This is a genomic window from Alkalihalobacillus sp. R86527 (assembly GCF_042466185.1).
Classification (GTDB): Bacteria; Bacillota; Bacilli; order Bacillales; family Guptibacillaceae; genus Guptibacillus.
The window spans coordinates 921,434-946,201 of sequence record NZ_JAXHBW010000001.1; the positions used below are offsets into that span (position 1 = coordinate 921,434).

The window sequence follows — 24,768 nt, forward strand, 5'->3', positions numbered from 1 at the left end:
TTGCTTTTCTATAATAAGGATAGGGGCTATGCTAAAGTTTATGAACGCTTCGTAGAGATTATACCGGGGGGAATGTTCGCTTGAGTAAGAGAGGAAACGTCTGGTTAGGTGCTGCTGGTATTGTTGAAGAAGGCGGTAGCTATTTAGTTGTTAAAAAGAACTATGGTGGTCTGAAAGGACAATGGTCATTTCCAGCTGGCTTTGTTGACCAAGGGGAGACGGTCGATGAAGCAGCAAAACGTGAGGTTTTTGAAGAAACCGGAATTATTGCTGAACCAACGAAAATCGCAGGAATCCGTTCAGGTGTGATCAAAAGTGAAATCAGTGACAACTTAGTTGTGTTTTATATGAAGATGACCGGGGGAGAAGTGAAGGCAGAAGAGGGTGAAATCGCGGAGGCGTGTTTTCTTTCAAAACAAGAGCTTCTTCGTGATCCGAACACGTCTTCCATGATTCCTTATTTCTTAAACAACAAAGAGGATTTCAAGACTGAAATGAACCCGGGAAGTCAATTTGGGTACACAACTTATAAATTATTTCATAATAAGTAAAACCGTTAGAATACAGACGGAATATTCTGATAATTATAGTTGTATTCGCTTACATGAGCAAATTTGGACGTATTTGGGGTTTTTCTTTTTCAACCATTCTTGGTATATTATCAGAAAATTATAAAAAGGAGTGGTTGATGTGAGAAGACAACAAAGAAAAGTAAAGGCAACGGATTGTCCTTACTGCAAGGGGAAGGGGTACTTTCAACTACTTCTTGGTGGATCGGAAACATGCGATAACTGCGGAGGTAGTGGAGCAAAACAAAATCCAACAACAAGCTAAGCGCGTACAGCGCTTAGTTTTTTTGTGCGTCCTATTCGTTCACGGTCTGTTCATTGACTAAATGGACGCAATCCAGTAAACTAACAATGATTAAATGGAGGTGAAAGTATGGCAATTCCACAGCTAATCATCTCGATGCTGCTATTTATTGTATTATTTTTTGGAATCGGATTCTTACTCAATATGCTCCTACGTTCGACGTGGATCATGGCAGTTGTTTATCCGATAATCGTCATTATGATCGTTGATAATGTTCCGTTTTTTAATTATTTTTCTCAGCCGAGCTCATCATTTCAAGCGCTTGGATCTGATTTGATATCTCTAGGGAGTGCAGATACAGTCATATTAATTTCTGGCCTAGTTGGAGCAGTGTTTGCGGGTGTCGCAATTCGCATGTTACGTGTCAGAGGATATCAAATGTTCTAGAAAAGCTTCGCCAGTTCCTGGCAGAAGCTTTTTTTCGTGTGTGGATTTCCATCTGTTTCTGAATAGCTTTGCTTTTCTCTGGACATGAATAGACCATGAGAGGAGTGGAGCGAGTGCGAGTTTTGCTCGTAATGACGAAGGGCTTGTTTTTCACAAGTCTGGTACTAGCAGCCCTACTATCAACTTACTTACTACTATCTGGTGTTCCGTTAAACGATTTAACAAACTGGTTTTTTCCTGATCAAAAAGTATTAACGAGTGAAGAACGCCCGCAAACGCTGAATGACTCACAGGACTGGTCACAGTTTCCTGTCCATACTGTCACAGCTACAGGCTACACAGCGGGTGAAGAATCAACTGGAAAGAATCCCGATCATCCTGCCTACGGTATTACGTTCTCAGGCGTGAAGGTGACGAGAGATTTATATTCGACGATCGCAGCGGATCCAGACAAATTTCCGATTGGTACGATTTTGTTCATACCAGGATATGGGTATGGAGTTGTGGCGGATACGGGAAGTGCGATAACAGGAAATCGGATCGACCTATACTACGATACGGTTAAAGATGTTTATGATGAGTGGGGCAAGAAGACGATCGAAGTTTATATGATTAAAAAAGGAGACGGTTCGCTAACGGAAGACGTGTTGCAGACGTTGAATGAAGACGAATCGATGCAGGTATTCAGACAGCAGCTGTTGAATAAAACATTAGACTAAAAACGACGGAGATCATGATCTCCGTCGTTTGTGTTATTTATGAAAGAAATGGATCTTTTCCATCATAAGCTGGAAAGTAGTCAGGATGTAGAATGGCAGCGAGCTTCACTAAGCCTGTCAGTAAGCGGGGTGACGGTCTACAGTAAAGCCACTCTTCAAGGATGTGGATAGGTGTTTCATCTAGCTCATCCCATCCTTCACGTTTCTTGACAACAACCGGATTCACCTTCTTTTGGTGTACGCCTACCCAGGCGAGGCAAATGTGATCAGGTTTTCTCGTTACGACATCTTTCCAATCGGTTTGAACAGAAGCGAGCTCCACATCTCGGAAGATGTTCTTTGCTCCGGCTAACTCACTGATTTCTGTTAGCCAGTTCGTTTTACCAGGCGTAAAGATCGGTTTAGGCCACCATTCCCAATAGATTTCAGGCTTATTAGGGATCGAACGACTGATCTTTTTATACTCATTGATCATTTGTTGGATGCGGTCAGTAAGCTTAATGGCATCTTCGCGTTTATTTGTTAGCTCGCCTAGCGTCACGAGGTCCTTACAAATATCATCTAGCGAGTTAGGATTCAGAACCGTATAATTCAAATCTAACTTCTCCAGTGCTTCGATATTCTTTTCCATACCAGGAACGCTTAAGGATGCGAGAATGAGGTCAGGTTTTAATTCTTGTACTTTCTCCATGTCGATCGAAAGGTCAGGACCAAGTCTTGGGAGGTCCTGAATCGATTCCGGCCAGTCTGAAAAGTCATCCACCCCCACGAGCTGAGAAGTTAAATCAAGGTACGCACAGAGTTCGGTGTTGCTTGGACAAATTGAAACGATTCTCATAATACCCTCCTTACGAGCCGACTTTAAATAAGTAATAAAGAATAATCGTTGCGATGACGCCGAGTAGTCCACCTACGAAGACTTCGATTGGCTTATGGCCTAGAAGTTCTTTCAGTTCTTCGACTTTCTCACGTTCTTGCTTTTGTTGCCAGCTCTTTGCTTCTTCAATGAACCTGTTGAAGTCCATCATAAGCTGGTTGAGGACGATCGCTTGCTCTCCAGTTTGTCTTCTGACTCCTGTTGAATCAAACATCACGATGATACTAAACATGGCAGCAATCGCAAACACGGGAGAATCGAGCCCGGTTTCAAATGCTACGCCTGTTGCAAGAGCAGTTGTGGCGGCAGAGTGGGAGCTTGGCATGCCTCCTGTTGAATTCATTAACGACCAGTCAATTTGTTTTGTTGCGATAAAATAAATCGGGACTTTTAGGAATTGAGCGAAAAATACGCCGAAAAGTGCAGCCCAAAGTGGGAAGTTAAATAAAATATCCATTGAAGAACCATCTTCCTTTCTCATCTGATTCTACGGGTGATTTACCCGAAGTTCATTTAACTCAATCGAGCGGAAGGGGGCAAGTACTGAAATGAAGTACCCTTATCCACAAGAATATTATGATTTTCTTGTAGCATTTAATGAACAAGAATTTTATCTCTGCCATGATCTTTTAGAAGAGATATGGCTAACAGATCGATCCAACACGTTTATAAAAGGATTGTTGCATTTGTCGGTTGCACATTATCACTATAGTTATGGAAATGTAAAAGGGACAAAGATGATGATGCAATCAGCTCTAGAATATCTTCAACCTTATATCCCAATCCACTGGGAAATCGATGTATGTAAAATCATTGACCATATTGAAAATTGTCAGTCTATTATACCATATTCAAACGCACACACTCTTTTTAATATAAGTGAGCTAGTCTCATTACCAGACTTAATCATCGAGCAGAAAAATGAGATTTGACACGCATTCTCTTTCGTGGTAACTTATTAGTGATTTACCAAACTAAAGCAAATGTTATGAAAGGTTGTTACAAAAATGAACGCTGTTATTATAGCCGTACTCATCATGCTAGGGCTTAGCCTTTTTCGCATACATGTCGTTGTCGCTCTTGTTATCGGTGCAATAGCAGGTGGGCTGTTGGGTGGCATGTCACTTGATGACACCGTTGCCGCATTCACCTCTGGTCTTGGAGGAGGAGCAACAGTTGCCTTGAGCTATGCATTGCTTGGAAGCTTTGCTGTAGGATTATCACGAACTGGGTTACCAGAACTAATGGTTGATAAAGCATTGAAAGTCGTGAATCGTCAAGGTGGAGATCGAAAGAAGGGACTTGCAAAAGTACTTATCTTGTTCATTATCCTATTGATTTCTTGTTTCTCTCAAAACCTTGTACCTGTGCATATCGCATTTATTCCGATTCTTATTCCACCGATTCTACAGGTGCTTAATGAATTAGGAGTTGACCGAAGAGCAGTGGCATCTGTTCTGACATTCGGATTGACTGCACCTTATATCTTATTACCTGCTGGATTCGGGAAGATCTTCCACGGTATTCTTCAATCTAATATGGCTGATAGTGGGATGGACATCGAGCTTTCCTCAATTCCAACTGCTATGCTACTGCCAACCGCTGGACTTGTTGTAGGTCTATTCATTGCGGTATTTATTACGTACAGGAAGCCTAGAACATATAAACAGCTTTCGATTTCTCAAGAACCAGAGGAAGAACGCACGTATTCAAAACGTTCGATCTTCTTTGCATTACTTTCTGTTGTTGTGACACTTGCGGTGCAGCTACCAACTGAATCGATGATCCTCGGTGCTCTCGCTGGTATCATCGTGCTATACATCACGGGTAGCATCCGATTGAAAGAATCAGAAGAGGTTCTAACAGATGGCATGAAGATGATGGCATTTATCGGATTCGTCATGTTAGCTGCTAATGGATTTGCAGAAGTGTTAAGACAATCTGGAGAAGTTGAACAACTTGTAAATCAAGTGTCTGGCATGATTGGCGATAACAAACCGCTCGCAGCGCTATTGATGCTGATCGTCGGATTGTTCATCACGATGGGGATCGGTTCGTCATTTTCCACAATTCCAATCATCGCAGCGATTTATGTGCCTCTCGCGTTGGAACTAGGATTCAGTGACATGGCGACGATTGCTCTAGTAGGAACAGCTGCTGCACTAGGAGATGCTGGGTCACCTGCATCTGATAGTACACTTGGTCCAACCGCCGGGTTAAATGCGGATGGTCAGCACAATCACATTTGGGACACCGTTGTTCCGACATTTCTACACTACAATATTCCGCTCATTCTATTCGGATGGATTGCGATTATGATCTTTTAATGTGAACACAGGGGAGAAGTCTCCTGTGTTTTTGTTATGATTGAAATAGATGGTAATGATGAGAATAGAGGAGGTGCAGGAATGTATTTTGGTAAAGAAAAGGAACAGAACGAAGGGCGAGTACCACCTAACCAAAAGGTAACGTCCGGATGGCCGGTTCTTCATGTTGGGAATGTCCCTTATTATAAAGACGACTTATCGAATTGGGATTTAACGATCGATGGATTAGTTGAACGGCCTGCTGTCTTATCATTTGATGAGTTACTCGCACTCCAAGACGTCGAAAAAGAAAATGATATTCACTGTGTAACAGGATGGTCGAAGCTCGATAATCGCTGGCAAGGAGTTTCCACTCGCGTTCTAGCAGAACACGTAAGCGTTAAAGCTGACGCGAAGTTCGTTATGCTGTTCGCGGAAGAAGGGTGGTCAACGGATCTTCCGATTGAGGATTTCCTCCATGAAACGAGCTTGTTAGCTCATTCCCATAACGGCGAGAGATTGACCCCTGAACATGGTTATCCTTTACGAGCTGTCATCCCCCACCTTTATTTCTGGAAAAGTGCGAAGTGGATTAGAGGCATTCGATTTCAATCTGAGAATGAGCAAGGGTTTTGGGAGCGGAATGGCTATCATATGTATGGGAATCCTTGGAAGGAACAGCGCTTTGCATGGGATTAAAAAAACGCTCGGACCAAGCCGAACGTTTAGATAATGATATCTTTAAGAAGTTTATTCAGTTTTTCGATCGTCATCTCCATCTCGGAAATAGAGGTCTGTACCATTTTCTTGTATAGCGTTAAGATCATTTGTCCGTAGGTGGTGCCAGGCACCGCCCATTTGCCATTCAATGCTTGCCATGTCGTTGCTGAACCTCTGTTTACTAATGAGAAGCGAGGGTCTACGACTTTTTCACCCGCTGGAATCGGTTCTTTCGAACTGTACGCATACAAGTGTTGGATGTGTGCAAGAACACCGTCCGAAGGTGTATCAAACGAAGCCCCTTTTGCTCCTCCACCAGTGGCACCTATGCCAGCATAGTTGTTTTGTTCTGGAGTAACGTCTCCTGTGAAGCGGAAGAAGTTCGTTTCATGCAAAGCTTGAGCAAATGCAATATCACCCCGAATGCCATAACGTTTGCTGTGAACCAAGTAGAGTGCTCCGAGTAATGGTGCTTCAGGGTTTACTGACTTAGCATAATTATTCAGATGTGCGGCAGCTAGCACGCTATCTCCAGGAATCGGATACCCTTTGTCAGGTTCAGGCTCTGGTTCGGGTACAGGCTCAGGCTCTGGTGGGGGTGGTTCTACTGTACCTTCTGTAATGATGAACGAATCGAATCCGCTGGCTTTCAATTTCGCAACGAGCTCCTCTGCATTCGATTTCTCTGAAAAGGCACCTACTTGAACACGATAATAAGTGGTTCCCTTGATGACAATTGTTGTGATAAATGAATCGAAGCCTTTGTCTGCTAAGAGTTTTGCTCTGACTTCTGCATTTTCTTTATCATTAAATGATCCAGCAATAACTTTATAAAGCGCTAGTGATGGTGGTGGCGTCTTTTTTGGTAGATTTAGTGCTTTAGCAGTACCTTCAGCAATTGCCATAGACACATCTTTAATGAAAAGTGAGTCGTTCAGTAGGTTAAGATCTGTATTATTATCGATGAATAATACTTCGATCAACAATGCGTGCATCTTTGTTTCGCGTAACACATGGAAGTTAGCGCGTTTCTTTCCTCGATTGGGAATTTTGTATTTATTGAGAACTGAGGTAGCAATGGTATTGTGAATAACATTTTGGATACGAACAGTTTCTGCTGGAACGGTTCTGTTGTAAATGTAACTCTCAAATCCTCGTCCTCCAGCAGCGTTGTTGTGGATGCTCAGAAAGAAGTCAGCACCCTTTGCATTTGCAAAATCTGTTCGTTGATTTAACGAGACCGTTTTATCAGATGGCCTTGTTAAGCTAATGTCTACTTCATATCTTGATTCAAGTGCAGCTTTTACAAGTAGAGCGATCGTTAGGTTATAAGTCTTCTCAAAAAATCCCTTATATGTTGCACCAGTATCAGACCCTCCATGTCCAGGGTCTATAATAATTCGTTTCAACCTAATCCCTCCATTAACTGTGCATTAATAATAGTATATTATTTCCAAAACAATACGCTTGGACGAAGTGTACAAGTTAGGAGGGAATTAGGCTCTTTTTAGTAGCTTAATTGATAGAGGGCCCGAACAGCTGGTGCTTGTGCGATATGTTCAGGATAAATAAAGCCTCTGCCGTCGTCTGGAAAGAAGAGCCCGGCTTGTTTATAACACTCATGAATAAATTCAGAACATATATATCGATCGTTTGGAATTGATTTTAAATCCCCTATTACGACACTTGCGAGTATCTTAAGGATTTCTTCGTTGTCGTATCGCTTGCCTGAGAGGTCAGCACCTCGTTTGAGCATCGCTTCTGTTCTTGACTGAGATAAGTTCTCTACGTCAGTATGCCTAGCAAGGTATAGATCACCCTGATACGGTCCACCTGAGTTTTTGTAATCATATAGATAGTGAGAGAGAGGGACGATCCTCACTCCATAGCTTTCTACACTTTCCATCATCATCACTCTATCCATCCATCGAAACAAGAGCCCGACATGACTGAATCGGGAATTTGATACTTTTTGAATGATTTTACTTACCGGATAATTTCCGCTACATAATAGGAGATCGGCAGTTAAAATATCCGCTCGGACGCTATCATATTTCTTTGTTGGTACATGATTAAAACGGTCTGATGTCATGAACAAACGCCTCCCTCGAATAATCATCCTCTACAAATGAATTGGATAAATTTTCTTATATCCCTCTTTTTCAATGTGAAAATGTGAAAAACAGTTGTCTAACGCAGGGTACTCCCACTATAGTTAAAGGAGGAGGAGAATGTTATGGACGTATTGAAAATCATAGTAATACTTGCCTTTCTATTTATGTTGTTAAATATTTTTAAACCGTTCATCGGTTCATTATCGAGGAAGCGTGCAGTTCTTTATGCTAGCTTCTGGCTTGTTTTATATTTGCTTGTTTGGGGAGCCCCTGGACTTATCAATTCATCAGATGTTGCTTCAGATGGAAGTGAAGGAAATGTTGATACAGAGGTTCAAAAGCATGATGCGGAAGCATCTCATGAAATGAAAGCAGAAGAAGCGAAGTTGGAAGAAACGATCGACTTTGATACTGAATCGATCGAATTAATCATCGATGTTCCAAGTTTACTCGGGTTATCTCGTGAAGAGTTTCGCTCTCAATTCGGAAAAGAACTTGAGAATAACGGTGAAGATCCTATGGTGATGACCTTCGAGAATGGCGAAGTGACCTTTGAAGATAATGTCGCCAAATCGATGACGTATTACCCTGAAGCCTTACAATATCCTGAAGATAATCGCCTATTACTTGCTAGTCTCGGGTTTGATGTGAAAGAGCTCAAAAAAGGATCAAACCCTTTTGAAAGCCCTGTTACGTTTTACTTAATCGGTGGTTTTTCAGATGTGACGATTTCGGCTGTTGAAGAAGAGGCTACAGACAGATCGATTGAGAAAGTCTATATCAAGAAGGAAGTCTATCCACCGCCAGTTCTTGATGAAGAAAGTGAAGAAGAAGATAAAGATGAGGATCAACACTAAACTCTTCCTGTTTCATTAACAAGTTTAGCACTTTACACTTTGCTGTTCTTTATAAGTTTCATTATAGAAGGGAAGACGTCTCTAAACGAGGAGGCGTCTTTATTTTGTATAAGAGAGTATGTTGTTGGGGAAAGTAATTGAAATAAATTACATGGGAATCTATTCCTTTATTGCGAACTTCAAAGTAAAATGAAATTAGTAACATAAAGGAGGAGTTAGAATGATTGGAAAACCAATTCATTACGATGGCAGCTCTGTCCCCTCTACAAAAACGTCCGCTGAGATCAAACCACCTTTTAGACTAACAGATGAGAGTAGAAAAGTTATTAGTGGAAATCCTTTTCACCAGCAAAATAAATAACGATTAGAAAAGAAAGGTGACAGGCATTTGACCGTCACCTTTCTTTTCATTTCCGTTAAGGTATGTTTTATGTTCTGACGCTTATTCGATAGCTTAGTAGCAACATGACCATCGATATGAGAATGGTAATCGCTACCCATGCCCACGCCAATTCCATCTTCCCTGAATCGATCGCTACGTAAATCGCTGTAGGCATCGTTTGTGTTTTGCCAGGCAGGTTACCGGCGAACATGAGCGTTGCGCCAAATTCCCCTAGTGCTCGAGCAAAGCTCAGAATGATGCCTGATACTAATGCGTTCAATGAGAGAGGAAGCGAGATATTCCATAACACTGTCCATTTCCCACCACCGTCAACACGTGCTGCATCTTCTAAATTAGAGTCGACAGCTTCGAAGCCAATACGAGCGGATTGATACATTAATGGAAACGCCACAACGCTTGAGGCAAGAACCCCAGCTTGCCATGTAAAGACGAGTGGGTGTTGAAACACCATCTCGATCCATCTCCCGACAAGGCTGCTAGCTCCAAATCCAACTAATAGAATAAACCCAACAACGGATGGTGGTAGGACGAGCGGAAGCATAAGGAAGGTATCGACAATACTTTTCCCTCGAAACGTTCGCTTTGCCATGAAGCGACTAACCGCAATCCCAATGATCGTGACGATGAGTGTTGAGACGATAGCAATTTTCAATGAGATAAGTATAGGATCAATAAAAGAAGCTGGCACGTGAATCACTCGTTTCGTTTAAATCCATAGTCTTCGAATACTTGCATCGCTTGATCGCTTTTTAAGTACGTGAAGAATTCCTCTGCAGCTTTAGGTGCGCCTTTTACAACCCCTGCTGGATAGGTTATTGGAGAATCGTTTTCTTGTGGTACTCTAGCAACCATCATAACATCTTCCGAAACCTTGAGATCACTATTATAGGTGATTCCAGCTTCGGCATTACCCGTTTCCACATAGGTAAGAACCTGCCTGACATCTTTCCCATAAACAAGTTTATCCTGTAAATCTCCCCATAAGTTCATTGAAATCAACGCTTGTTTGGCGTACGCACCTGCAGGTACCGTTTCAGGAGTCCCAATTGCGACCCTTTCTATTCCTGAAGATAAAAGGTCATCCCATTTAGTGATTGTTGCGCCTTTTTTGGAAATAAGAACTAACGTATTACTCAAAAGCTCTGTTCGGTATGTTGAGTTCATTTGATTTTCTACAGAGGAAAAATGTTCGTTTGATGCTGATACAAACACATCGATCGGTGCATCCTGTTTGATTTGGTTTGCTAATACCCCTGATGACGCTACGTGCAATGAAATATCGATATTTGGATGAGACTCTTCATAAGAATCAATTGTTTCTTCCATCGCATCACTTAAGCTCGATGCAGTTGCGACCGTAAATGTTTGTCTTGGATCCTCATTTGTTTGACAGCTTGCCAGAATGAGGGGAATGACGACTAGTAAAAAGCGGAATTTCATATGTAAAATCTCCTCGTAGCAATTAATCTTTCATTTATTATAACGAAGATAAATTCTTTTGCATGTGTTATATCATTTTTTTAATTAAGATGGTAGATTTGTTTCTTAGGAGATCAGTTTGTAAACAAGATTTTAAAGGCAAAGAAGAAAAATGGATACATTTAGCGAAGATAATTCGTCATTTCCTTGGAAATAATGACGAATTATATAAGAAAATACCGAATTGCTAGTGTTTCTATATAAGATAACTACTAAAATAGACATAAGATTAATTCGATGTAGTATATATTGCAAACTAATGTTTCTAATTCTACCTCTAGATGCTTCGACATTCATGATAAAATATATGAATATGAGCAAAGAAGGAAGGATGAACGACGGTTAAATCGAATTAGTTTATATGACTCAGCTTCCGTATAATGAGAGAGGGAATAGAATGAAACAAAGACGCATGTTTAGACTGGCGCTAGCTGGAAGTCTTTTAAGTGTCATTGCAGCAGTGCTTTCCAGATTCAATATCATACCTCTATTTCACCTACAAGATCTATCATCTATAATCGCGTTTCTTTTTCCTATTGTTGCGATGGTCGGCTGTTATCTCGTGAGGTCGCGTCCGATCGTCGGGGGATTCTGTTTGTTGGTCTCAGCATTAGGAGGTATCATCTTTTTATCCGTCTTTTATATCATACCCGCTGTATTTCTAATCACGTCAGGCTTTTTGAGTATATTACTTAAGGATGAAACGCAATTGATTACAGACAAGTAAACCGCTCCTGGTAAAGGAGCGGTATTTATTTTGCCAAAAAAGATCGAATCGCATCTGCTGTTTTCTCTGGATGCTCTTCTGAAATTAAATGACCTGTATGTGGAAATACAGTGAGTTCTGCATCAGGTAAATCTTTTTTCATTCGTTCGCCTACCCGTAATGGAACAAGGCGATCGTCTTGTCCCCATATGAGCAGAACTGGGAAGTTTATCTTATTCAGCGTACTTGTTGAAAGATCTTCTTCTCGTTCACGAACCAGCTTGGCAAGAGCGGTGTAAAATCCTTTCTCATTGAAGCTAGTCGTATATCCATCGATCACCTCTTGAGTGAGCAACTTATGGTCGTACACGAGATGCTGGAAGTTCTTTTCGATGTTGATCGAACTCATCCCTATACTTAAACAAAATGGAAAGAACGGAAGATAAGAGCATAGTCTCAGTGGCAACGAAGAAGATTTGATGTAGCTTGAGCTACAAAGAAGAATGAGCTTCTCAACTCGCTCAGGGTGTTGGATACATGTTCTAAGCGCGATTTGACCACCCATGGAATGTCCAATCAAGATTGCTTTCTGGATGTTCAGCCGATCTAACAAATCATTCGTAAGAGCGGCGTACTCGTGAAGGGAGTAATGAATGGAACTGACCTTCTCGCTTTCTCCAAAACCGGGGAGATCAAAGCAAAGAAGGTTGTAGTCGTTATATAATAAAGGGAAGAGCTTTCGGAAGCTAAATGAACATGAAAGAAATCCATGAATAAAAACGAGCGTCTTAGCATGTGGATTCGCCGCATGATAATATTCATAAGAAATCGTCACATTACGTAGATCGATCGTGTTCTTTGACTGTACGAACATCTTCCCTCATTCTCCCTTCTAGTAAGACTCTGTATCATAAGTGTGGCTTAAAACATGACTGATTATGAGCATAAAAAAAAGACGAAGCATACGCTTCGTCATCAATAAGGGGGAATATAGATAGCTTAATAATACTGTTATTGCCATTTAATCCGCCTTCTATACATGTTTTTGTGAATTAATATGAAAGTAGTGATGTGATCAGAACGATCGTAATTGCTGCTGGTACGACATAGCGAATCAACGCGAACCAGATTGGGAAAATGACTTTTCCAATCTTAGAGCTCATCATCACTTCATTTTTGAGGATATCTTTCTTCATCTTTCGTGAAACGAAAATCGAAATTAATAATGCGCCGATTGGCATTAACAGATTACTCGCAAGAAAATCCATCACATCAAAGATTCCTCTTCCAAAAAGAGATACGTCAGCTAACACTCCAAATGAGAGAGCCGAAGGAATCCCAAGGATAAAGACGAAGAATCCTGAGATCCATGCGGCCATTTTCCGATTGCCTTTTCCCTTTGTTACGGTTGCAACGATAATCTCAAGCAATGAAAACGCTGAAGTTAATGTTGCGAATAAAAGAAGTGCCATGAACGTTCCTAAGAAAAGATTACCGAATGCCATCTGATTAAAAACAGCAGGCAATACAGTGAAAATCAGCCCAGGACCGCTCGATGGTTCAAACCCGAAAGAAAATACCGCTGGGAAGATCGCGAGGCCAGCAAGGAACGAAATGAAGATGTTCAAGCCTACAACGGAAAATACAGATCCAGTAATATTCGCTTTCTTATCGAGATAAGAACTGTAAGTCACCATAAGCGATATACCGACGCTCAGTGCAAAGAATGATTGGCCAAGCGCATCGAGCACGCCTCCAGCAGTTAGGTTGGAGAAATCAGGTTGAAGAAAGAATGCTACACCTTCTACTGAGTTCTCAAGCGTCAGAGATCGAATAACAAGTACGATAAAAAGAATAAAAAGTGCTGGCATCATGTATTTACTTGCTACTTCGATTCCTCTCTGGATGCCGAATTGAACAACGGAAATCGTAATCGCGAGAAACGCTGCCTGTGAAAGAAGAGCGGTAGATGGATTACCGATGATAGATTCAAATAAGGTTCCATACACATCATTATCAAGGCCTGTTAATGAACCTGAGAAACTTCTGAGTAAATACGTAAGGACCCATCCACCGATTACGCTGTAAAAAGAAAGGATGATAAATGAAGCGATCACCCCAAGATAACCAAGTGATTTCCATTTAGGGTTTCCAGAAATTTCTTCATAAGATGCTACAGCATCTTTCTGGGAATGTCTTCCTACTACAAACTCTGCAAGAAGCATAGGTGCTCCCACTAAGAAAGTGAAAAGTAAGAAAACGAGGAAGAAAGCTCCTCCGCCATTTGTACCTGCCATATAAGGAAACTTCCAAAGCGCGCCAAGTCCAATTGCTGATCCTGCGGATGCAAGAATGAACCCGAAACGGGAAGACCATTGCTCGTTCGTACTCATATTGTCACCTCAATTGTTATAAGTCGCATTTACACACTATAGCCAACAGTGCAACCAGCGTCAATATCAAAAAATTCTGTTATGATTTACCACTTCGCAGCAAGGCAGCTATGACTGGATTTATAGCCGTTTTTGCTGTTAAAATAGAAGAGAAAAAAGTTTGAGAAACTCGAATGTCTCACTCTTGATATTCCCAATTATGAGCGGTATGATTCTAGTGAGTAGAATTCATGACTTTTGTTTTGGGACGAAATCTGTGTTATACTAGTTAAGTTGAAAAAATTTGTTAGGAGTGTTTTCATGGCAGAACAATATAATGTCGGTGATATCGTAGAAGGGAAGGTAACAGGTATTAAACCTTTTGGTGCATTTGTTGCAATCGATGACCAAAAGCAAGGACTTGTTCACATCTCTGAAATTTCTCACGGCTACGTAAAAGAAATCGAAGAACATCTTTCAGTAGGAGACGAAGTAAAGGTTAAAGTTCTTAACATAGAAGAAGGTTCTGGAAAGATCTCTCTTTCTATCCGTGCTACTCAGCCAAAGCCTGAGAGACCGGAAAAGAAACCTCGTCCAGCTAGTGGCGGTAACAAGAAGCCCCAGCAACAAGCTTCTTCTCCACAAGGCTTCAACACGCTTGAAGACAAGCTTAAAGACTGGTTGAAAGAGTCTAACGACCGTCAAGCTCAATTGAACAAGCGTCTTAAGAAGTAATAACGAACGAAGAAGGCAGCCATTCTGGCTGCCTTCAGCTTGTAGAGGAACCCCAGGTTCTTCTACAAGCTTTTTTTGTTGGTTTGTATTTTGAGGTCGTTTTTTTGAATTTTAATGTTAGTAATATGAAAAAAACTCTCCTTCACCTAGCTCACCCGGTCTAAGTGAAGGGCAATCTTCTTCATATTTTGACAGGCGGCAGTCAGTAACGCTTGTTCTCGCACTTTTTGTTTTCCACGCAAGCGACAATAACGCAGCCCATGCAGTTCTTTTGAATCTGCGAAGCTACGCTCAACCTTCTCTTTTCTCATGCGATAAATCCACTTTCCCTCATTGGAAAGTCGGTTCTGACGAACCTTTTCTTTTGCCCCTTCCCACACATGGCGTGTGATGGTTTTCTGGTGCTTCTGGTTCTCAGTGCACTGTGCCAGAAGAGGACAAGTCTTACATTTCGTGGGGTCCGACTTATAGTGACGATACCCTTCTCGGTCCGTCGTCGCGTACGCCAGTGCCTCACCCTGAGGACAAACATATCGATCGAGGTTTTCATCATATTTGTATTTCCATTTCGGAAGAAATCCTTTTTTACTTTGGTAGCGACGATGAGCGATAACGCCAAATACGTTTCGTTGTTCGAGTCCGTGACAAATAGGGGCTGTTAAGTATCCTGCATCTAGACCGACTGCTTCTACTTTAAAACCGAAGCGTTTTACCTGGCGGTCTAACCGTTGTAAATAAGGTTTGGAGTCGTGAATATTACCTGGAGTAATATGGACGTCGGTAATGATGTTGAATTTCATATCTGTGGTGCGATGATCTAAGTAAAAGAAACCTTCAGGTTTATGTTCTCGATATAAATAACCACTCTCAGGATCAGTATGACTGACTTTGATTTCCTTCGTCTTATTCACCTCCTTCTTTTCTTTTAGAGGCTTTTTTCCATGATCAGACCTGTCCTGTTCCACTGCTTCATTGAGTTCATCTATATAGTCGGCCGTTTCTACATGAACGTCTTTCCTGGAGAACTTTTTCTTATTCGCGCTCGCTTTTAGATGTGTGGAATCGGTGTAGAGAACTCGTCCTGACACCATTCGATGGTTCATAGCCTGGTGGACGACCTCATCAAAAACCTCTTGGAAAATATCCGTTTCATTAAAACGCATTCTGCGATTCCAGCTAATCGTAGAGTGATGGGGTACGGCGTCGGTTAAATTCAATCCGAGGAACCACCGGTACGCGACATTCGTTTGAATTTGACGCTCTAATTCGCGTTCAGAGCGAATGCCGTAAATATATCCAATAAACATCATCTTAAATAATACTAGGGGATCAAGGGATGGACGGCCGTTGTCTTCACAATAATAAGGACGGACTTTTTCAGGGATAAAGGAGAAATCTATGTAGTGGTCGATCTTACGTAATAAGTGGTTATCAGGGACAAGTTCATCAATCGTTACCATTTCTAATTCATTCTGCCGATCTTTCTTAGATTGAAACATTACATCACCGCCTAAAAAGAATCTATCTCTAGCTTAACAAAAGGGTGAAATAAAAAAAGGCAAAAAAAATAGGTTGTCGAGACTTTCTCGACAACCTGAAGGCAGCCATTCTGGCTGCCTTCTTTTTTAGGTTGTGGAACGATTGGATTCTCTTGATAGTTCCTCTGTTGGCTTGAATAATAGTGTTAAACAATAAAGACCACTAAGTCCTACAAGACCATACACGATTCGAGCCAAGGAAGTGTTTTGCCCACCGAAGATGGCTGCTACAAGATCGAACTGGAAGAAACCAATCAGTCCCCAATTAATCGCCCCAATAATAACAAGTGCAAGAGTAATTCGTTGTAGAGTACTCATGATTATACCTCCTTTATCTAGGAAACATAGGTGTTCTTTCTTAAGATAACTCCATTTGCAAATGTTATACCCTTCACAATAAATTTTGCCAAACAGATTTCTTTATTTTAGTACAGAGTTAAGGCATAATAAGACATGATTTAGCTTGAAAGGAGAGACGACATTGAATAACTTTACTTATCAAAACCCAACAAAACTAATCTTCGGCAAAGGGCAACTAGAAGCGCTGAAGACTGAAATACCTCAATACGGCAAGCGTGTGCTAGTCGTTTATGGTGGAGGAAGCATCAAGAAGAACGGTATTTATGATAACGTGATGAATACATTGAAAGAACTTGGCGCAGAGGTTTCAGAACTGAGCGGAGTAGAACCGAACCCACGTCTTACAACTGTACACAAAGGTGTAGAGATCTGTAAGAACGAAGGCATCGATTTCATTCTAGCTGTAGGTGGCGGAAGTGTGATCGACTGCACGAAAGCAATTGCTGCTGGTTCAAAATACGATGGAGACGTGTGGGACTTCGTAACGAAGAAGGCTGCTCCAGAAGCTGCTCTTCCGTTCGGTACGGTGCTAACTCTTGCAGCAACTGGTTCAGAGATGAACCAAGGTTCTGTTATTACAAACTGGGAAACAAACGAAAAGTATGGCTGGGGTCATCCGCTTGTATATCCTCAGTTCTCAATTTTGGACCCTGAACATACGTACTCAGTTCCTCAAGATCAAACGGTATATGGCATGGTAGACATGATGTCTCACGTGCTCGAACAGTATTTCCATCCCGAAACAAATACAGAGCTTCAAGAGAACATGCAGTTCTCCGTGCTTAACACGGTTATGGAAGCAGCTCCAAAGCTTGTTGAAGATCCTAAGAACTACGATCTTCGTGCAACAATTATGCTGAGCGGAACTGTCGCACTGAACCAATCTCTACAAATGGGTGTTCGTGGTGACTGGGCATCTCATAACATCGAGCATGCTGTGTCAGCCGTTTATGACATTCCACACGCTGGCGGACTTGCAATCTTGTTCCCTAACTGGATGAGACACAACCTTGAAGTGAACGTAGGCAAATTCAAGCGTCTTGCTACAAACGTTCTTAACGTGAGTGAAGAAGGGAAGACAGACCGCGATATCGCTCTTGAAGGTATCGATAAGCTTAGCGAATTCTGGAGCAGCCTTGGTGCACCGAATCGCTTAGCTGATTACGACATCGATGATAGCAAGATCGACCTCATGGCAGATCGCGCGATGGCCAATGGCGCTTTCGGTAACTTCAAATCACTTGAACGTGAAGATGTACTGTCGATTTTAAAAGCTTCTCTATAATAAATGTATCTAAGGACCGTTCATTATGAACGGTCTTTGATTTTGGATATTACTTGTGATGAAGGTAGAAATTTGCAGATCAAACGCGATTTTAAAGAAAATTTCAAAGCGTAATCGCTTACATCGATCAGTCTTCTTGATTTAAAATTCTTCTTTCGATAAAGTGAAGATGTACACGTATAGCGAACAAAATTCGATATTGGAGGCTAACAATGACTTCAAAAGTAAGTTTTGATTATTCAAAAGCTTTGTCGTTTGTCGGCGAACATGAAGTAACATACATGGCGGATGCAGTAAAAGCTGCTCATGAAGCACTACATAACCATACAGGAGCTGGAAATGACTTTCTTGGCTGGCTCACACTTCCTCATGACTATGATAAAGAGGAATTTTCTCGCATCGAAAAATCTGCCGAGAAGATCAAATCAGATTCTGATGTACTTCTTGTTGTAGGAATCGGTGGCTCATACCTCGGTGCACGTGCTGCGATCGAGATGTTGAACCATTCTTTCTATAACACCCTTTCAAAAGAAGAGCGCAAAACGCCTCAAGTTTTCTTTGTTGGAAACAACATTAGCTCTACGTACGTGAAAGATCTACTAAGTCTACTAGAAGGAAAAGACGTTTCTGTTAACGTTATTTCTAAATCTGGTACAACGACTGAGCCTGCGATCGCATTCCGTATCTTCAGGAAGTTCCTTGAAGAAAAGTATGGTGTTGAAGAAGCAAGAAGACGCATCTATGCAACAACGGATAAAGAAAAAGGTGCTCTTAAAACACTTGCAGACGAAGAGGGCTATGAAAGCTTCGTCATTCCAGATGACGTTGGCGGACGTTATTCTGTCCTAACAGCTGTCGGTCTCCTTCCGATTGCAGCAAGCGGCATTTCGATTCAAGACATGATGAAAGGTGCTCAAGACGCTGCAGATGATCTTGATTCTCCAGATCTTGCGACTAACCCAGCTTATCAGTATGCGGCAGTTCGTAATGCCCTTTACAACAAAGGCATCAACATCGAGCTTCTTGTGAACTATGAGCCATCTCTTCATTACTTTGCTGAATGGTGGAAGCAGCTCTTTGGCGAAAGTGAAGGGAAAGACAACAAAGGACTATTCCCTGCATCTGTTGATTTCTCAACTGACCTTCATTCAATGGGGCAATACGTTCAAGACGGCCGTCGTAGCCTCTTTGAAACAGTTCTTAACGTTGAGAAAGCACGTCATGAGATCACGATTGAAGAAGATGACAAGAACCTTGATAAACTGAACTACCTAGCTGGTGAAACGATGGATTACGTGAACCAGAAGGCATTCGAAGGGACGATGCTTGCACACACAGATGGTGACGTACCGAATTTAATCGTTAACATCCCTGAGCTTACTCCTTATCACTTCGGTTACCTTGCATTCTTCTTTGAGAAAGCATGTGCGGTATCAGGCTATCTTCTCGGCGTAAATCCATTCGATCAGCCAGGAGTTGAAGCATACAAGAAGAACATGTTCGCTCTTCTAGGAAAGCCAGGCTTTGAAAAAGAAAAAGCTGAGCTTGAAGATCGTTTGAAATCAATGGGAAATGAATAAATCAGTGAAAGAGAGTGCCATCGTGGCACTCTCTTTTGTTTTGTCGTCACATGAATTTCTCCTTGTTTGGATACGATAAACGTAGACTACTTATACAGGGAGGAAGAAACCATGATACCGATGGACTCCGTACTAGAAGGCAAGACGATTGAACTCAGCATTATGGAAGATAAATTACGCCAGCTCGGCTACAGCTATGGAGGTGGTTGGGAATACGACCACGGCTACTTCGATTATAAAATTGATGATGAAGATGGCTACTTATATCTTCGTGTGCCGATTAAAGCTGTGAAAAAAGAACTCGACGCAGACGGTGCGATCGTCCAGATCGGACAGCCATTTATGCTTCATCATATGTATCAGGCTGGCGTCGATCCTGAAGGAAATATCGGGAATATCACTGCTTCATTCAATCAGTTCCAGGAACCCACTGATAAAGATGCTGAAGTCGACGAGAAGTGGCTTAAATTTGGCGAGCGCTATGTGAAACAGCTTGATGCTGCGCTCATGCCTTATGTGTGAATAACAAATAGGCGGTCACCCTCTACGATAGACGTTGAAGGAGAGGGGTTCATCATTAGCTCTGAGCCCCTTTTAACTCCGATCAATAAAATATCGTCTTCGTTCATCCGTTGAGCAGCATCGCAAAATGTTTCACCAACATACCCGGCCGCATTTAGAAACCCTAACTGATTTGGTTTAAGGTGAGCAAGCATCTCAAGAAGCGTCGTAGAGATTCCATGTGAAAAGACGCTGTTGATCATCACCGTACTGATAAGATGCGCACTCTCAATAATTTCATCAGCTCCAGCTCTTCTTGCGTTGGTTATTTGTTCTGGAGATAATATCTCAACGATCGTATACACATCAGGGTTAATTCCTTTCACTGTAAGAAGGGTTAACATCGTCTGCATATCTACTTCAAGCTCGCTTTTATACTGATCCGCCGTGATAAGTACAGTCTTTGCTTCTTTTATATTCGCCTTTTTGAACGTGGCATCTTCTCCAGGATTTCCCCTAATAAAATGAACGCCTTCCTTTTGTAATGGATTCTCTTGTAACGAAAAATCGATCAGGACGATTGACCGTTCCGGCTGATGTTTAAGTAAATAATGAATCGTATGATGGCTTCTGGAATTCCATCCCACAACGATTACATGATTCTGCCGTTCAAAGCGCCGTTCCCCTCTGCTTAACGCTCCTTGCGAAAGGACGAAGCTTGAAGCAAGCTTTGCCATATAAAACGTCATGAATCCAGCCCCAAACATAATAAACACCATGGCAAAAGCTTTTCCTAACGTGGTATCAGGAGAAACATCACCGTACCCGACCGTAGAAGCCGTAACAATTGCCCACCAAATCCCCTCAAAGACATTAGGAAACATCTCTGGTTCCACAAGGTGCATCACAAATCCCATAATGGATAAAATGAGTACAATAAGAAAACCTAACTGTAATATAAGCGGATAGCGCGATATATAATAAATAACATCTCGAAAGTTCAAGCGAACCGTCTCCTTTCTCCTACCCATTATGTCCATAACTTATTGGAAAAAAACGACACGTGTGTGCTCTCCGTTATCAGGGTATAGAAAGGACATGTCTTTAAATAAAGGGTGAAGAAACATGAGAGCACTAGCATCATTCCTCGTATCGCTCGTACGCCTCATCTTTGGCATCATCGAAGCGATTCTAGGAATTCGCATATTGCTGAAACTATTCAGCGCAAATCCAACAGCTCCATTCGTTCAGTGGATCTATGACTTTTCAGAGCCATTATTATATCCATTCCGAAACATCTTTCCAACGACCGAATTTGCCGGACAATATGTGGTTGAATTCTCTGGGGTGTTTGCATTGATTGTCTATAGTATTGTAGGATCACTTATCGTACGATTTGTGGCGATGGGGTTAACGAGTCGGGAAAAAAGGTAGAAAGAAGTAGAAACGTTGGTGAACGGGAACGGTTCTTTTGTTGTATCGAGGATAAGAAAACTTTATTAGTAATAACATAAAATCCCTCTCGCATTAGTGAGAGGGATTTTATTAATGAAATAAAGGCTGGTCAGGTGTTCCAATAGACCAAATTTCACATAACGATCATTCATTGACTTAAGTCAATGAAAGTCTTCCTCAGACAAAATACAATAGGATTATCATCAAAGTCGAGGAGGTTCTTAGATGAAATCAATGAGAACAGCGAATCACAACATGCAACAGAAAGCAGCAGTCTTTTCTGGTGTTGCATTACTCGTCATGACAGTTGCTGCGCTGTTTGCTCAGGGGTATGTCCACAGTTCGTTAGTTATTGACGGAGATGCAATAACGACATTGAAAAATATCCAGGCATCTCAAGTTTTGTTTCGTCTTGAGGTGCTTGGATGGCTCATCATTGTTATTACAGATTTGATCGTATCATGGGGGTTTTATCTGTTCTTGAAGCCGTTCCATCATGGGTACGCATTATTAGCAGGTTGGGTTCGTTTCCTATACACAGCCATTCTAGCCATTGGGGTTTCACATCTTGCGACAGCCAATAGTATTGTACAAAAATCAGTGTTGGATATGTCACCAGACAATCTCCCACAGCAAGCCATGCATTCCATCACAGCTTTTGAAGCAATCTGGTCATTTGGATTAATCATTTTTGGAATTCATCTTATCGCAGTTGGCTTTGTAGCAATGGGTACAAAGAAGATACCGAAAGTGATTAGCATTTTAGTCGTTTTATCGGGCTTCAGCTACTCGTTTCTTCATTTCATGTACAATTTCTTACCGCAACTTGAGAGTTTTACAGGGTTACTAGAATTAATTCTGATGGCCCCCATGGTAATCGGTGAATTAGGATTTGGGATATGGTTATTAGTGAAAGGGAGAAAAGTGACGATGGACTAATCAACAATCCTAAGGTGACTAGCTGACCGTTTCTTAATACGGCTTAAAGATTCTGGCTTGATTCCAAGGTAGCTTGCTAGTTGATACTGGGGAACCCGATCAATTAAATCTGGTCTCTTTTCCATCAAAGCGTGATAGCGCTCTTCTGGTGTCGAAGAGATGAAGGAGGAGAAATCATCCCTAATAGCACCCATATCTTCTTCAATCATTTTGCGAGTCATGATCTCTAACACTGGATGCATGTCGTAAGTTTCCTGCTCAGTAGTTAAATCACCTACAACAAGCGTACAATCTTCTAAGCAGCTAAGAGAGTATGGAGAGGTTTTATCAGGAGCATGTTGATTAAAAATCGTGACACTCTGTTCTTCTGTAAAGAAATTGAACGTATTCTCATTTCCCTTTTCATCGACAGCGTAAAGCCGTACACACCCTTTCAAAACAAAATAGCATTTGTCGGGGACTTCACCTTGATGGAAAAGGATCGTTCCTTTCTTAAACGTAGCAACAGGAACATCGATCACCAGTTTCCCTAATTCTGATTCACTAAGATCAGAAAACCGCTTCATATACTGGATAAGGACATCTTTCATGTGAGTCATCTCCCTTATCAAGGATTTTATTATCATTTAGTATAGCATAAGCGGTGATTGCTAAAGCGGTCTAAACCGCTTGTGTCACTAACGAAGCAAGTTTTCTACAGAAAAAAGAACGTGATGGTTATCATAAGTATTCTTAATGAACAAAGATAGAAGTATAACCTAGGAGGAGATACGTTTGAACCTATTTATATTTATTTCAGTAATCGTTGGTATGACATTTATTTTTCTATATTTTGTACTCCGTTTTGATTTTAAAAAGAAACAATTAGAGGTGGAAGAAACTAAACTAGAGGTTGAAAAGAGAAAGTTAGAACTTAATGAAGAAGCGGAGGTACAAGGAGAAGAGAAGGTATAAAAAGTTGAACAGGATATGAAAAGGGTTTGACTGCAATTTTAACGGGTGCTCTATAAACCCAACAATTAAAGGGCCCTCAATATATATGTTATACATTTGTCATATGTTGAAGGGCTTTTGATATAGAAAACATAAGAATATCTTATTTTCCATATTATAAAAACAAGTTGTTCTCAAATGAAAAGCTATGATAAAATAATTCATGTCGACAGGAAATCGCTGTCATTATACGGGGCATTAGCTCAGTTGGGAGAGCGCTACACTGGCAGTGATAAAGGTCAGCGGTTCGTTGCCCGCTATGCTCCATCGAAAACAAGCAACAACAATTATTTATCATGGGGCTATGGTATAATGGGATTACGCTTGACTGGCAGTCAAGTAATGCGAGTTCGATTCTCGCTAGCTCCATACCTTGATTTAACATCAAAATTAATGATGTAAGGCACTCAACTTTTGAGCGCTACTCAACACTTTTGCTTATTCTAAATTGCGAATAAGAAGGGTGTTTTTTTAATGCAATATTTTGATGAAAAACCGAAAGTTAAAAAACGTCAACCACACAAACGAAAAGATAAAAAAGTCTTGAAGAGTGCCTCCGCTCGAACCATCTTTGAGCAATTCCTCGAATACAAACAAAAACAAAACCTCCGTCCTTCCACATTGAATCAGCACATTGCTACTTTTAAAAACGCAGAAAATTTTCATGCTACAAAAACAGAAAAACCATTATTTTTAAATGATATGAATACCGATTTTTTCAATGATTATGTGTATTGGATGAAACATGAAGCTGTGAAATTTGAAGGACATAAATACAAACCTGAATCTGCTCAAGTCAAAGGTCTTTCAGATGCTTCAATTGAAGGACGTATCAAATATATAAAATCCTTTATTAATTGGTGTGTTAAAAAAGGGCATATCAAACAAAACCCATTCGATAATTTTGAAGGATTTAAAAAAGAAAAACATACAATTGATATACTTACGAGAAATGAAATAAACAGTTTATTGAAAGTAGCCAAATCATATTCCAATAAATCATTCAAACACTTCAGAGATAATGTGCTATTACATTTACTCGTTGATGGAATGTTGCGTATATCGGAAGCATTGACGCTTAGTCCGTCAAATATCGACCATGTGAACAGAACCATAATAATACAAGCTGAACATGCTAAATCACGCAAAGCTCGCATTATACCGTTATCGAATAAAACATATCGACTGTTGACCACGTTACTAGTAGAAAATGAAGCGTTTGAAGGTGAAGTCGATGATTTATTATTCTTATCTTTATCAGGTCGAATATTAAACAAGAATAATATTTTAAGAGATTTTAAAAAGTACGCTCTTGAAGCCAATATCAACAAACGTTTTTATCTTCACTTGATAAGACATAGCGTGGCCACGCATTTTTTAGAAAGTGGAGATGTTGAAAGTTTACGTCAAATATTGGGCCATTCAGATTTAAGAACGGTACTCATGTATTCACACATGGCTGATAAAACCATTCAAGATAAACATGCTAAAAGTGGATTTTTCGGTTCTGATAACATGATAACTCGAAAGCGTGATAACAAACGTAAATAACCGTATGACGAGCACTGT

30 protein-coding genes and 2 tRNA genes are annotated in these 24,768 nt (G+C 41.0%); 20 read left to right on the top strand and 12 right to left on the bottom strand.

Annotated elements, in window-relative coordinates:
• Positions 1-80: 80 nt before the first annotated feature.
• The 4 genes from SJY16_RS04690 (at position 81) to SJY16_RS04705 (ending at position 1,979) form a co-directional block, all read left to right on the top strand.
• Complete coding sequence (locus SJY16_RS04690; protein ID WP_377887930.1) at positions 81-551, top strand: NUDIX hydrolase; 471 nt, start codon at positions 81-83, stop codon at positions 549-551.
• Positions 552-690: 139 nt separating this feature from the next.
• Positions 691-834, top strand: a complete 144-nt coding sequence (locus SJY16_RS04695) for a YuiA family protein (protein ID WP_377887931.1) — start codon at positions 691-693, stop codon at positions 832-834.
• Between the two features lie 108 nt (positions 835-942).
• On the top strand, positions 943-1,260 hold the full coding sequence (locus tag SJY16_RS04700) for a YuiB family protein (protein WP_377887932.1): 318 nt from the start codon (positions 943-945) through the stop codon (positions 1,258-1,260).
• A gap of 113 nt (positions 1,261-1,373) precedes the next feature.
• Entirely contained in the window at positions 1,374-1,979 is a 606-nt protein-coding gene (locus SJY16_RS04705; RefSeq protein ID WP_377887933.1) for a 3D domain-containing protein, read from the top strand.
• Positions 1,980-2,016: 37 nt separating this feature from the next.
• Here SJY16_RS04705 and SJY16_RS04710 read toward each other — a convergent pair whose 3' ends face one another.
• Both SJY16_RS04710 and SJY16_RS04715 read right to left on the bottom strand, forming a co-directional pair.
• Positions 2,017-2,817 (bottom strand): cobalamin-binding protein, encoded by an 801-nt coding sequence (locus SJY16_RS04710; RefSeq protein WP_377887934.1) that lies wholly within the window; start codon positions 2,815-2,817, stop codon positions 2,017-2,019.
• 10 nt (positions 2,818-2,827) lie between these two features.
• On the bottom strand, positions 2,828-3,313 hold the full coding sequence (locus SJY16_RS04715; protein WP_377887935.1) for a divergent PAP2 family protein: 486 nt from the start codon (positions 3,311-3,313) through the stop codon (positions 2,828-2,830).
• 91 nt (positions 3,314-3,404) lie between these two features.
• Here SJY16_RS04715 and SJY16_RS04720 point away from each other — a divergent pair, with 91 nt between their 5' ends.
• The 3 genes from SJY16_RS04720 to SJY16_RS04730 all read left to right on the top strand — a co-directional run bounded on the left by SJY16_RS04720 (position 3,405) and on the right by SJY16_RS04730 (position 5,861).
• A complete protein-coding gene (locus SJY16_RS04720) occupies positions 3,405-3,788 on the top strand; it encodes a DUF309 domain-containing protein (protein WP_377887936.1) in 384 nt (127 codons plus the stop codon).
• A gap of 75 nt (positions 3,789-3,863) precedes the next feature.
• Positions 3,864-5,183, top strand: a complete 1,320-nt coding sequence (locus tag SJY16_RS04725) for a Na+/H+ antiporter family protein (RefSeq protein ID WP_377887937.1) — start codon at positions 3,864-3,866, stop codon at positions 5,181-5,183.
• 81 nt (positions 5,184-5,264) lie between these two features.
• Complete coding sequence (locus SJY16_RS04730; RefSeq protein ID WP_377887938.1) at positions 5,265-5,861, top strand: sulfite oxidase-like oxidoreductase; 597 nt, start codon at positions 5,265-5,267, stop codon at positions 5,859-5,861.
• Between the two features lie 26 nt (positions 5,862-5,887).
• On the opposite strand, the gene SJY16_RS04735 is transcribed toward SJY16_RS04730, so the two are convergent.
• Positions 5,888-7,291, bottom strand: coding sequence for an N-acetylmuramoyl-L-alanine amidase (locus tag SJY16_RS04735; protein ID WP_377887939.1), 1,404 nt, complete (start codon positions 7,289-7,291; stop codon positions 5,888-5,890).
• Positions 7,292-7,389: 98 nt separating this feature from the next.
• Positions 7,390-7,974, bottom strand: a complete 585-nt coding sequence (locus tag SJY16_RS04740) for a YiiX/YebB-like N1pC/P60 family cysteine hydrolase (protein WP_377887940.1) — start codon at positions 7,972-7,974, stop codon at positions 7,390-7,392.
• Between the two features lie 144 nt (positions 7,975-8,118).
• Between SJY16_RS04740 and SJY16_RS04745 the strand changes: the two genes are divergently transcribed.
• Complete coding sequence (locus SJY16_RS04745; protein WP_377887941.1) at positions 8,119-8,853, top strand: hypothetical protein; 735 nt, start codon at positions 8,119-8,121, stop codon at positions 8,851-8,853.
• A 220-nt stretch (positions 8,854-9,073) separates the two neighbouring features.
• Positions 9,074-9,214 carry a hypothetical protein gene (locus tag SJY16_RS04750; RefSeq protein WP_377887942.1) on the top strand — a complete coding sequence of 47 codons (141 nt, stop codon included), beginning with the start codon at positions 9,074-9,076 and terminating at the stop codon, positions 9,212-9,214.
• A 67-nt stretch (positions 9,215-9,281) separates the two neighbouring features.
• Here SJY16_RS04750 and modB read toward each other — a convergent pair whose 3' ends face one another.
• Both modB and modA read right to left on the bottom strand, forming a co-directional pair.
• Positions 9,282-9,944: a molybdate ABC transporter permease subunit gene (modB, locus tag SJY16_RS04755; RefSeq protein ID WP_377887943.1), complete on the bottom strand. Its 663-nt coding sequence runs from the start codon at positions 9,942-9,944 to the stop codon at positions 9,282-9,284.
• Between the two features lie 5 nt (positions 9,945-9,949).
• Complete coding sequence (gene modA, locus SJY16_RS04760) at positions 9,950-10,696, bottom strand: molybdate ABC transporter substrate-binding protein (protein ID WP_377887944.1); 747 nt, start codon at positions 10,694-10,696, stop codon at positions 9,950-9,952.
• Between the two features lie 436 nt (positions 10,697-11,132).
• On the opposite strand from modA, the gene SJY16_RS04765 reads away from it, so the two are divergent.
• Positions 11,133-11,462 (top strand): hypothetical protein, encoded by a 330-nt coding sequence (locus SJY16_RS04765; RefSeq protein ID WP_377887945.1) that lies wholly within the window; start codon positions 11,133-11,135, stop codon positions 11,460-11,462.
• A gap of 25 nt (positions 11,463-11,487) precedes the next feature.
• Here the strand turns inward: SJY16_RS04765 and SJY16_RS04770 are convergent, their stop codons facing one another.
• Together SJY16_RS04770 and SJY16_RS04775 are read right to left on the bottom strand one after the other, a co-directional pair.
• Positions 11,488-12,315, bottom strand: coding sequence for an alpha/beta fold hydrolase (locus SJY16_RS04770; protein WP_377887946.1), 828 nt, complete (start codon positions 12,313-12,315; stop codon positions 11,488-11,490).
• A 178-nt stretch (positions 12,316-12,493) separates the two neighbouring features.
• A complete protein-coding gene (locus SJY16_RS04775; RefSeq protein ID WP_377887947.1) occupies positions 12,494-13,834 on the bottom strand; it encodes a sodium-dependent transporter in 1,341 nt (446 codons plus the stop codon).
• Between the two features lie 300 nt (positions 13,835-14,134).
• Between SJY16_RS04775 and yugI the strand changes: the two genes are divergently transcribed.
• The gene (gene yugI, locus SJY16_RS04780) at positions 14,135-14,548 is read left to right on the top strand and encodes a S1 domain-containing post-transcriptional regulator GSP13 (protein ID WP_377887948.1); all 414 of its coding nucleotides are present in this window, start codon (positions 14,135-14,137) and stop codon (positions 14,546-14,548) included.
• Positions 14,549-14,694: 146 nt separating this feature from the next.
• Here the strand turns inward: yugI and SJY16_RS04785 are convergent, their stop codons facing one another.
• Positions 14,695-16,047 (bottom strand): IS1182 family transposase, encoded by a 1,353-nt coding sequence (locus SJY16_RS04785; protein WP_377887949.1) that lies wholly within the window; start codon positions 16,045-16,047, stop codon positions 14,695-14,697.
• 126 nt (positions 16,048-16,173) lie between these two features.
• Positions 16,174-16,404 (bottom strand): DUF378 domain-containing protein, encoded by a 231-nt coding sequence (locus tag SJY16_RS04790; RefSeq protein ID WP_377887950.1) that lies wholly within the window; start codon positions 16,402-16,404, stop codon positions 16,174-16,176.
• Positions 16,405-16,567: 163 nt separating this feature from the next.
• Here SJY16_RS04790 and SJY16_RS04795 point away from each other — a divergent pair, with 163 nt between their 5' ends.
• From SJY16_RS04795 to SJY16_RS04805, 3 genes are all read left to right on the top strand, one after another.
• On the top strand, positions 16,568-17,731 hold the full coding sequence (locus SJY16_RS04795) for an iron-containing alcohol dehydrogenase (RefSeq protein ID WP_377887951.1): 1,164 nt from the start codon (positions 16,568-16,570) through the stop codon (positions 17,729-17,731).
• A gap of 212 nt (positions 17,732-17,943) precedes the next feature.
• Entirely contained in the window at positions 17,944-19,311 is a 1,368-nt protein-coding gene (locus SJY16_RS04800; RefSeq protein WP_377887952.1) for a glucose-6-phosphate isomerase, read from the top strand.
• 111 nt (positions 19,312-19,422) lie between these two features.
• Positions 19,423-19,833: a YugN-like family protein gene (locus tag SJY16_RS04805; RefSeq protein WP_377887953.1), complete on the top strand. Its 411-nt coding sequence runs from the start codon at positions 19,423-19,425 to the stop codon at positions 19,831-19,833.
• On the opposite strand, the gene SJY16_RS04810 is transcribed toward SJY16_RS04805, so the two are convergent.
• Positions 19,824-20,816 carry a potassium channel family protein gene (locus tag SJY16_RS04810; protein WP_377887954.1) on the bottom strand — a complete coding sequence of 331 codons (993 nt, stop codon included), beginning with the start codon at positions 20,814-20,816 and terminating at the stop codon, positions 19,824-19,826. The genes SJY16_RS04805 and SJY16_RS04810 overlap by 10 nt on opposite strands.
• Before the next feature lie 121 nt (positions 20,817-20,937).
• Here SJY16_RS04810 and SJY16_RS04815 point away from each other — a divergent pair, with 121 nt between their 5' ends.
• Both SJY16_RS04815 and SJY16_RS04820 read left to right on the top strand, forming a co-directional pair.
• Positions 20,938-21,246, top strand: a complete 309-nt coding sequence (locus SJY16_RS04815; protein WP_377887955.1) for a YggT family protein — start codon at positions 20,938-20,940, stop codon at positions 21,244-21,246.
• A gap of 246 nt (positions 21,247-21,492) precedes the next feature.
• A complete protein-coding gene (locus tag SJY16_RS04820; protein WP_377887956.1) occupies positions 21,493-22,206 on the top strand; it encodes a DUF4386 domain-containing protein in 714 nt (237 codons plus the stop codon).
• Here the strand turns inward: SJY16_RS04820 and SJY16_RS04825 are convergent.
• Complete coding sequence (locus SJY16_RS04825) at positions 22,203-22,796, bottom strand: Crp/Fnr family transcriptional regulator (protein WP_377887957.1); 594 nt, start codon at positions 22,794-22,796, stop codon at positions 22,203-22,205. The genes SJY16_RS04820 and SJY16_RS04825 overlap by 4 nt on opposite strands.
• 184 nt (positions 22,797-22,980) lie before the next feature.
• Here SJY16_RS04825 and SJY16_RS04830 point away from each other — a divergent pair, with 184 nt between their 5' ends.
• The 4 genes from SJY16_RS04830 (at position 22,981) to SJY16_RS04845 (ending at position 24,750) form a co-directional block, all read left to right on the top strand.
• Positions 22,981-23,160: a hypothetical protein gene (locus SJY16_RS04830; RefSeq protein ID WP_377887958.1), complete on the top strand. Its 180-nt coding sequence runs from the start codon at positions 22,981-22,983 to the stop codon at positions 23,158-23,160.
• A gap of 231 nt (positions 23,161-23,391) precedes the next feature.
• Positions 23,392-23,466: transfer RNA gene (locus SJY16_RS04835), tRNA-Ala, on the top strand.
• Between the two features lie 31 nt (positions 23,467-23,497).
• Positions 23,498-23,568 (top strand) — tRNA-Ala (locus tag SJY16_RS04840).
• Positions 23,569-23,673: 105 nt separating this feature from the next.
• Positions 23,674-24,750, top strand: a complete 1,077-nt coding sequence (locus SJY16_RS04845; RefSeq protein ID WP_377887959.1) for a tyrosine-type recombinase/integrase — start codon at positions 23,674-23,676, stop codon at positions 24,748-24,750.
• Positions 24,751-24,768 lie beyond the last annotated feature (18 nt).

What these genes read in the sequence shown, in the direction of transcription:
- SJY16_RS04750 (WP_377887942.1), top strand. Translation starts at nt 9,074, where the DNA reads ATGATTGGAAAACCAATTCATTACGATGGCAGCTCTGTCCCCTCTACA.
- SJY16_RS04815 (WP_377887955.1), top strand. Translation starts at nt 20,938, where the DNA reads ATGAGAGCACTAGCATCATTCCTCGTATCGCTCGTACGCCTCATCTTT.
- SJY16_RS04790 (WP_377887950.1), bottom strand. Translation starts at nt 16,404, where the DNA reads ATGAGTACTCTACAACGAATTACTCTTGCACTTGTTATTATTGGGGCG.
- SJY16_RS04730 (WP_377887938.1), top strand. Translation starts at nt 5,265, where the DNA reads ATGTATTTTGGTAAAGAAAAGGAACAGAACGAAGGGCGAGTACCACCT.
- SJY16_RS04820 (WP_377887956.1), top strand. Translation starts at nt 21,493, where the DNA reads ATGAAATCAATGAGAACAGCGAATCACAACATGCAACAGAAAGCAGCA.
- SJY16_RS04725 (WP_377887937.1), top strand. Translation starts at nt 3,864, where the DNA reads ATGAACGCTGTTATTATAGCCGTACTCATCATGCTAGGGCTTAGCCTT.
- SJY16_RS04740 (WP_377887940.1), bottom strand. Translation starts at nt 7,974, where the DNA reads ATGACATCAGACCGTTTTAATCATGTACCAACAAAGAAATATGATAGC.
- SJY16_RS04720 (WP_377887936.1), top strand. Translation starts at nt 3,405, where the DNA reads ATGAAGTACCCTTATCCACAAGAATATTATGATTTTCTTGTAGCATTT.
- SJY16_RS04765 (WP_377887945.1), top strand. Translation starts at nt 11,133, where the DNA reads ATGAAACAAAGACGCATGTTTAGACTGGCGCTAGCTGGAAGTCTTTTA.
- SJY16_RS04775 (WP_377887947.1), bottom strand. Translation starts at nt 13,834, where the DNA reads ATGAGTACGAACGAGCAATGGTCTTCCCGTTTCGGGTTCATTCTTGCA.
- SJY16_RS04825 (WP_377887957.1), bottom strand. Translation starts at nt 22,796, where the DNA reads ATGAAAGATGTCCTTATCCAGTATATGAAGCGGTTTTCTGATCTTAGT.
- SJY16_RS04805 (WP_377887953.1), top strand. Translation starts at nt 19,423, where the DNA reads ATGATACCGATGGACTCCGTACTAGAAGGCAAGACGATTGAACTCAGC.
- yugI (WP_377887948.1), top strand. Translation starts at nt 14,135, where the DNA reads ATGGCAGAACAATATAATGTCGGTGATATCGTAGAAGGGAAGGTAACA.
- SJY16_RS04710 (WP_377887934.1), bottom strand. Translation starts at nt 2,817, where the DNA reads ATGAGAATCGTTTCAATTTGTCCAAGCAACACCGAACTCTGTGCGTAC.
- SJY16_RS04770 (WP_377887946.1), bottom strand. Translation starts at nt 12,315, where the DNA reads ATGTTCGTACAGTCAAAGAACACGATCGATCTACGTAATGTGACGATT.
- SJY16_RS04715 (WP_377887935.1), bottom strand. Translation starts at nt 3,313, where the DNA reads ATGGATATTTTATTTAACTTCCCACTTTGGGCTGCACTTTTCGGCGTA.
- SJY16_RS04745 (WP_377887941.1), top strand. Translation starts at nt 8,119, where the DNA reads ATGGACGTATTGAAAATCATAGTAATACTTGCCTTTCTATTTATGTTG.
- SJY16_RS04785 (WP_377887949.1), bottom strand. Translation starts at nt 16,047, where the DNA reads ATGTTTCAATCTAAGAAAGATCGGCAGAATGAATTAGAAATGGTAACG.
- SJY16_RS04700 (WP_377887932.1), top strand. Translation starts at nt 943, where the DNA reads ATGGCAATTCCACAGCTAATCATCTCGATGCTGCTATTTATTGTATTA.
- SJY16_RS04845 (WP_377887959.1), top strand. Translation starts at nt 23,674, where the DNA reads ATGCAATATTTTGATGAAAAACCGAAAGTTAAAAAACGTCAACCACAC.
- SJY16_RS04800 (WP_377887952.1), top strand. Translation starts at nt 17,944, where the DNA reads ATGACTTCAAAAGTAAGTTTTGATTATTCAAAAGCTTTGTCGTTTGTC.
- modA (WP_377887944.1), bottom strand. Translation starts at nt 10,696, where the DNA reads ATGAAATTCCGCTTTTTACTAGTCGTCATTCCCCTCATTCTGGCAAGC.